9 protein-coding genes are annotated in these 6,035 nt (G+C 50.7%); all 9 read right to left on the bottom strand.

Annotated elements, in window-relative coordinates; genetic code table 11:
• Positions 1 to 93: 93 nt before the first annotated feature.
• The 9 genes from nuoK to BOO20_RS03420 all read right to left on the bottom strand — a co-directional run bounded on the left by nuoK (position 94) and on the right by BOO20_RS03420 (position 6,033).
• Positions 94 to 411: an NADH-quinone oxidoreductase subunit NuoK gene (nuoK, locus tag BOO20_RS03460; protein ID WP_006366949.1), complete on the bottom strand. Its 318-nt coding sequence runs from the start codon at positions 409 to 411 to the stop codon at positions 94 to 96.
• Positions 412 to 427: 16 nt separating this feature from the next.
• A complete protein-coding gene (locus BOO20_RS03455; protein WP_076790601.1) occupies positions 428 to 949 on the bottom strand; it encodes an NADH-quinone oxidoreductase subunit J in 522 nt (173 codons plus the stop codon).
• Between the two features lie 28 nt (positions 950 to 977).
• Positions 978 to 1,601, bottom strand: coding sequence for a 4Fe-4S binding protein (locus BOO20_RS03450; RefSeq protein ID WP_006366951.1), 624 nt, complete (start codon positions 1,599 to 1,601; stop codon positions 978 to 980).
• Between the two features lie 43 nt (positions 1,602 to 1,644).
• Positions 1,645 to 2,763: an NADH-quinone oxidoreductase subunit NuoH gene (gene nuoH, locus BOO20_RS03445; RefSeq protein WP_006366952.1), complete on the bottom strand. Its 1,119-nt coding sequence runs from the start codon at positions 2,761 to 2,763 to the stop codon at positions 1,645 to 1,647.
• Positions 2,760 to 3,962: an NADH-quinone oxidoreductase subunit D gene (locus BOO20_RS03440; protein WP_076790599.1), complete on the bottom strand. Its 1,203-nt coding sequence runs from the start codon at positions 3,960 to 3,962 to the stop codon at positions 2,760 to 2,762. Before BOO20_RS03440 ends, nuoH begins: the two co-directional genes overlap by 4 nt.
• A gap of 33 nt (positions 3,963 to 3,995) precedes the next feature.
• Positions 3,996 to 4,514 carry an NADH-quinone oxidoreductase subunit C gene (locus BOO20_RS03435; protein WP_076790598.1) on the bottom strand — a complete coding sequence of 173 codons (519 nt, stop codon included), beginning with the start codon at positions 4,512 to 4,514 and terminating at the stop codon, positions 3,996 to 3,998.
• Positions 4,515 to 4,537: 23 nt separating this feature from the next.
• The gene (locus tag BOO20_RS03430) at positions 4,538 to 5,107 is read right to left on the bottom strand and encodes an NADH-quinone oxidoreductase subunit B (protein WP_076790596.1); all 570 of its coding nucleotides are present in this window, start codon (positions 5,105 to 5,107) and stop codon (positions 4,538 to 4,540) included.
• A 28-nt stretch (positions 5,108 to 5,135) separates the two neighbouring features.
• Positions 5,136 to 5,567 (bottom strand): NADH-quinone oxidoreductase subunit A, encoded by a 432-nt coding sequence (locus tag BOO20_RS03425; RefSeq protein WP_076790594.1) that lies wholly within the window; start codon positions 5,565 to 5,567, stop codon positions 5,136 to 5,138.
• A 214-nt stretch (positions 5,568 to 5,781) separates the two neighbouring features.
• On the bottom strand, positions 5,782 to 6,033 hold the full coding sequence (locus BOO20_RS03420) for a hypothetical protein (RefSeq protein WP_076790592.1): 252 nt from the start codon (positions 6,031 to 6,033) through the stop codon (positions 5,782 to 5,784).
• Positions 6,034 to 6,035 lie beyond the last annotated feature (2 nt).

Here is a 6,035-nt window from a genome sequence, read left to right as displayed (position 1 = left end):
TCGGACTTTTACTTCGAAAATCTCCTGCGCCCGTTGCTCATGAATTATTCAGGTTACAAGAAAAAATTAAAACTGATTATGCTTTTTACTCTATTACTCTTTCAGTGAATCTATGGAAGAGACATCGACACTCTTGAAAATCTTGAAGATATTGATAACAATTGCAAGAGCGATGGCCGCTTCAGCCGCAGCAAGAACAATGACAAACAGGCTGAACATGACACCCTGCATGCTGCCGTTGTACTTCGAGAATGCCAGAAAGTTGATGTTGGCGGCATTAAGGATAAGCTCGACGCCCATCAGGATAACGATGGCGTTTTTACGGGTCATGACGGCAAAGAGCCCCAGACAGAGCAGAATGGCCGAAATGGTCAGGTAGTGGTTGAGCCCTATGGTTGCGAGTTGTTCCATTGTTGTAGTAAACTTGTTATTCGTGATTGGCCGGCTTGTCGAAACGGGCAAGAAAAGCTGCACCGATAAGGGCTGCAAGCAGGAGAATCGAGGCCATTTCAAAAGGAAGCACGTAGCGCGACATGGTTTCAAAACCGATCCGCTCAACAATACTGCCCTGCAGCATGGTCTCTGAAGGCATCCAGCTGTGCGTGGTATAGAAGGTGTAGAGCAGGGCGCCGATCATGGCGAGAAGCAGCAGCGTGCCCGGTACGATATGCAGCACATCGCTTTTCGGTTTGGCATTCATGATGCTGTTGGTAAACATCACACCAAAGAGCAGAAGCACAAGAATACCGCCGACATAGACCACAACCTGCGTTACCGCGATGAAGTCGGCACTCAGAAAGACATAGAGGGCCGCTGCGCCGAAAAAGGTAAAGAGCAGGGCAAATGCGGAGTAGATCACATTGCGGGTAAAGACGACAAACGCGGCGGAAAGCACCGTGATGGCGGCAAAGATATAGAATATGACCGTATAGGGTGTCAGGTAACTCATAGTTATTCAGCGCATTAATTGTTTCCTCTTACTCTCCGCCACTCTTTTCCTGCTGTGCTGCCTCGGCTGCCTTCTTCTCTTTCTCTGCCAGTGCCTTTGCCTGAAGTTCAGCATTCTTGCGCTTCTTGGCCTCAGCCTCCTGATTCGTCAGATTACCGAAATGGTAGAGCAGGTTCTGGCGGTCGAACTGTGAAAAATCGCTCACCGGTGTGTGCACCAGGCAGTCGGTCGGGCAAACGTTGGTACAGAGGCCGCAGGTCATGCATTTGGCTGTATCAATATCAAATACGGGAACCCAGAACTTTTTCTGCTGTCCGTCGGAGGTCTTTCCGCAAACCGCAAGGTCATCGGCGGCAACCTTGATGGTCTCGATGGTAATACAGCTTATCGGGCAGGCCCGTTCGCACTGGCCGCAACCGATGCAGTCCTCAATATTGTTGTAGAGGCGGTACCGCCCGTTTAACGGGGTAGGAATAACCTCCCTTGGATACTGTAGTGTACAGAGTCCGTCAACCTGACGGAAATAGTCAACATCGTCAACACCGGCATCACCCTTGCGCTTTGTAGCATTGAAAAAATGCTTGAGGGTGATTCCCAATCCGGTGGCAATCGTGACTGCTCCGGTTTTTATATTGCTGAAATACTCACTCATAATCTAATGGACATTTCTTTCCTGCATTGACTGTTGAACACGCTTACGGTACATATATTTCCCAGATCGCCGTCAGCACAAAGCTGACAAAGGCAAACGGGGTCAGAACTTTCCAGCAGAGGTACATAAGCTGGTCAACCCTCAGGCGGGGAAGCGTCCAGCGCAGCCACATCTGCACAAAAATAAAGAAGAACCCTTTCATCACCATCCAGAAGACACCCCAGACAGGGCCGTTGGTCATATCATTCAGGGCAAAGGATCCGATATTGGGAAGCGGTGAGTTCCACCCTCCCAAAAAGACGATCGAGATGATGGCTGAAACCATAAACATGCTGCCGTACTCTGCAAGAAAGATGACGGCGAACTTCATGCCGGAGTATTCGGTAAAGTAACCGGCAACCAGCTCGGATTCCGCTTCCGGAATATCAAACGGGGCGCGGTTAACCTCTGCAAGCGAGGCGATAAAGTAGATCAGGAACGGAAGCCAGGCAATCGGCGACTGAAAGAGGAAGAAGTTGGCAAATCCCCATGGACCGGACTGCATCACATTGATCTGCTGCATATCAAGCGTACCGGCCATCATGGCGCCGCAGAGCAGGGCGATAGCCGCAGGAATCTCATAACTGACGATCTGGGCGACACTGCGGACTGCACCGTAAAGCGACCACTTGTTGTTGGATCCCCATCCGGCAGCAAGAATACCGACCACCTCGATGGAGACGATGCCGATGGCAAAAAAGAGACCGACATTCAGGCTTGCACCGATAAAGGCCGGGCTGAACGGGAGCACAGCGTAGGCAAGGAATGATCCGACAAAGAGGATGCCGGGTCCGATAACAAAGAGAAACTTGTCGGCTGAAGAGGGTACAATATCCTCCTTCTGGAGAAGCTTGAGAATATCAGCGAGCGTCTGCAGAATACCCCACTTTCCAACCTCCATCGGTCCAAGACGATCCTGCATGAACGCGGAGATTTTCCGTTCACCGTATACACCGTAGGTCAGTGCATAGACAGCAATAAAAACAAGCGGGATGGCTGCAAGAATAACCATACCGAGAGGCAGACCCATCGGAGCAAAACCGGTAAGCGCTTCCGACCAGGCATTAAGACTGTTACCCATAAGAAAAGGCATGCTAAATTGCGATAAAGCGGTTACACTCATCTGTCAACCTCCCCGAGCACGATATCGATGCTGCCGATGATGGCAACCAGATCAGGTATCAACTGACCTTTTGAAAGATCCTTCATGGCCGAAAGATTGACAAAGCAGGAAGAGCGGGCTTTGCAGCGGAGCGGTTTGGTTGATTTACCGTCGCTCTGGATGTAAAAACCAAGCTCACCACGAGGATTCTCCGCCCTGCCGTAAACCTCACCGGCTTTTGGACGGATCCTTTTCGGTATTGCTGCTTTCGGATCAAACCCTTCAGCGGATGGCATTTTTGAAATACACTGTTCAATAATGTTCAGACTCTCCTCGATTTCAAGGGCGCGGACAAGGTGACGTGAAAGACAGTCGCCGATCTCGGAGTGGCGTCCGTCAGGCACGCAGACCTTGAAATCAAGCTCGGGATAGACCGAGTAGGGGTCGTTGCGTCTCAGATCCCACTTGACGCCGGAACCGCGGAGCATCGGGCCGCTCCAGCCATAGTTTATGGCAACGTCGGCGGGCATGATGCCGATACCGATGGTACGCTTGATAAAGATTTCGTTTTCGGTGAGCAGACGGTAAAGCTCTTTGGCCTGCGGTCGGAAGTAATCGACAAACTCCTTGACCCGCTTGGTGAAATCGACCGGGATATCCTGCGAAAGACCGCCGATCCAGATATAGTTATAGAGCATTCGAGCGCCGGATGCCCATTCAAGCAGGGAGAGGATATGTTCCCGGTCACGGAAACAGAAGAGAAACGGGGTGAAGGCACCGAGATCGATGCCGTAGGTACCGATGGCCACAAGGTGTGATGCAATGCGGTTGAGCTCGGCCACGATGACGCGGATAAACTCGACACGTCTTGGAATTTCGATATCAAGCAGCTTCTCAACCGTGATGGCATAGGCGAACTCGCTGTTCATGCCGGAGAGGTAGTCCATCCTGTCGGTGTAGGGAACAATCGCCGGATAGTCAACATTCTCGCAATACTTCTCAAAACAGCGGTGCAGATAGCCGAGATAGGGCTCTGCTTCGGTGATCACCTCACCGTCGGTAAGACACTCCAGCTTGAGAACACCGTGGGTTGACGGGTGCTGGGGGCCCATGGCCAGAACCATCTGGTCGGTTGCAAGGTCCTTTTCAATGACAACGACATTGTCCTCTTTTCGGGTAACCCTGACCGAACCCAGTCCAGCTATATCTAATTCCTGCATACTTGAGCTGCTTTTTACTGTTATAATCTTTCTTTAGTAGGGTACCTTTATACCGTGGTAGCTCTCCTGAACCTTGTAATCCTTGCGAAGCGGGAATCCCTCCCAGTCATCAGGGCAGAGAATCCTTCTGAAATCCGGATGACCAGCAAAGTCAATACCGAACATATCATAAGCCTCACGTTCATGCCAGTTGGCTGTATGCCATACGCATGATACGGTCGGGATAGCTCCCCCGCTGCGCGGGCAGCTCACCTTCACCGCAAGCCTGTGGCCCAGAACTCCAAGCGACTCAAGGTTGCAGACAATGCCGAGCTTCTCTTCAGGAAAATAATCAACACCCGAGAGACAGGCCATGTAATTGAATTTCAGCCTTGCATGATCACGCATGAAGAGCGCAATATCCTGCCAGAGCGAAGCATCAAGCACTTCAAAAAACGGCATGGTCGCATTACCGTCAAACTCCGATACGGCACTGCCGAACTGCTCCCGAATAATTGCGTATGCTGCAGCGCTCTCTTCAACCGACTGCGAATTAACTGTTCCTTCTGCCATCTGACTTCAAGCCTTGTTTTTAGTTATGCTCCGACTGCCTTGCGCTCCTCAGCAATAACAGCCTGGGGATCAACACTCTTCTCTGCCAGTTTTTTCAGTGCATCAGCTCTTGAGAGCCCGATCTGCTCCATGCGGATAAGCTCCTGGATCTTCATAAGACCGCCGATAAGCGCTTCAGGCCTCGGAGGGCAGCCCGGCACATAGACATCAACAGGAATAACCCGGTCTACACCCTTGAGCACGTGGTATCCATGCTCCCAGTAGGGGCCGCCGCAGTTGGAACAGCTCCCCATGGAGAGTACATAACGGGGTTCGGGCATCTGCTCGTAGAGACGCACAACCCGATCGGCCATCTTCATGGTAACGGTGCCTGCAACAATCATAAGGTCGGACTGACGGGGGGAGGAACGGGGGAATATACCGAAACGCTCGAGGTCATAGTTGGATGCGTTGGTAGCCATCATCTCGATAGCACAACAGGCAAGACCGAAACCCATCGGCCAGATTGATGACAGACGAGCCCAGTTCAGGACGTTGTCAACCGATGTCACCAGCACGTTATGCTTTGTTATTCCGGCATCAAGTAAACCCATAACCTAAAGTAAATATGGTGAATAGTAGTTAATTCCCGAGTGTGGAGGTTTTTCGTACCGGCATTTCAGGCATCTTCGGAATGTTCGGAGTTGGCCTGACCCAGTCGAGATCACCTTTTACCCATGCATAAACAAGGCCGAGCACAAGAATGCCGGCAAACAGAAGCGCCTCAACAAGAGCGAACTCTCCAAGCTGCTTGAAGACCGTAGCCCAGGGGAAGAGAAAGACAACCTCAACATCAAAAATGATAAAGATAAGGGCGACGACATAAAAGCGGATATTGAACTTGACCCAGGCACTGCCGACAGCCTCTTCGCCGCACTCATAGGTTGAGTTCTTGGCCGGATTGGGTCTCCGGGGGCGCAGCATGCGGGCGGTAAGAAAACCACCGGCTACAAAAACAATTCCAAGGGCAAGGAAAACAAAGACATTGCCAAAATTACTCAGCGTCTGGTCCATGTAGTACTATTTGATTTTAATCCCGGGCTGTCTGGAAACAATTGGAGATCCTGTAGCGATAACGTTCAACCAGGAGCGCAAATATAAAAAAATTTTCTTTCTGACACAGAAAAAAATCCGGCGTTCTCATCCAGTGCCGGTCTCTGTGCGAAAATCACAATTGTGAAGGGTAAAACTAACATTATTTCCCTATTCACAAAACACTTTCAGTCTGTTACTGACTACCGCTTTTGATTTTATCGCCCAAACGAATAAAAAGCCTTAATAAAACAAGAGTAACAAGGATGGCGATGAGCAGAATAATGGAGTGGGCTGCAATCCATGATCCGGTAAATGCACTCAGTGCCGTGCCGAATGTCGCGGTAATCAGCAGCCAGATGATCGGAAGCCACGCCACACCGACAACCGCCGTGAGGGTGGGTTTCATAAACCGCTTGCGAGTCTCTTTATCAGGGAAAAATTTCATAT

Origin of the sequence: Chlorobium sp. KB01, from assembly GCF_001975465.1 — a bacterium.
Lineage (GTDB): Bacteria > Bacteroidota > Chlorobiia > Chlorobiales > Chlorobiaceae > Chlorobium.
The sequence above is the reverse complement of the archived record's forward strand: the minus strand, read 5'-3'. Positions and strand labels throughout refer to the sequence as shown.